This is a genomic window from Chloroflexaceae bacterium, assembly GCA_025057155.1.
Lineage (GTDB): Bacteria > Chloroflexota > Chloroflexia > Chloroflexales > Chloroflexaceae > JACAEO01.
Genome location: JANWYD010000127.1, coordinates 1 through 611 on the forward strand (window position 1 = coordinate 1; position 611 = coordinate 611).

The following is a 611-nucleotide window of genomic DNA, read 5'->3' on the forward strand; positions in this document are numbered from 1 at the left end:
GGCTGACATGTTTTGCGTGCACACGACTCGGTGAACTCGGGACTTGTGCGCCACAGAGCCACCGATCGAAGCGCGCGTCATGCTATCTGTTTCCCCTGTCACTCATTTATCTGTAGCTTTCCGCCTGAAGCGTGAACAATCGAGCGTACGTCCCGCCGCGCACGAGCAGCTCGCTATGCGTGCCGTGCTCGCTGATTTCCCCATCTTCCAGCACATAGATGTGGTCGGCCATGCGCACGGTGGAGAAGCGATGACTGATGAGCACAGCCATGCGATCTTCCGCCAGCGCGCGGAATTGCTCGAAGACGCGCAGCTCGTTCTCGGCGTCCAGTGCCGCCGTCGGCTCATCGAGCACGACCACCTCGCAGTCGCGCATGAAGGCGCGGGCCAGAGCAATCTTCTGCCACTCGCCGCCGGAGAGGTCGCGCCCTTTGGCAAACCAGCGCCCCAGATTGGTCTCGTAGCCTTCGGGCAGCGCGGCGATGATGGGATGCGCGCCGCTCTTCTCCGCCGCGGCCACGATGCGCGGGCGGTCGGCCAGCGCCTCGATCTGGCCGAAGCCCACGTTCTCGAACGCCGGCAGATGGTAGCGGACGAAGTCCTGAAAAATC

General features: G+C 63.3%; 1 protein-coding gene. It reads right to left on the bottom strand.

From position 1 onward, the window contains the following. Positions 1-106 precede the first annotated feature (106 nt). A partial coding sequence (locus NZU74_20620; GenBank protein ID MCS6883730.1) for an ATP-binding cassette domain-containing protein occupies positions 107-611 on the bottom strand: 505 nt, incomplete at its 5' end.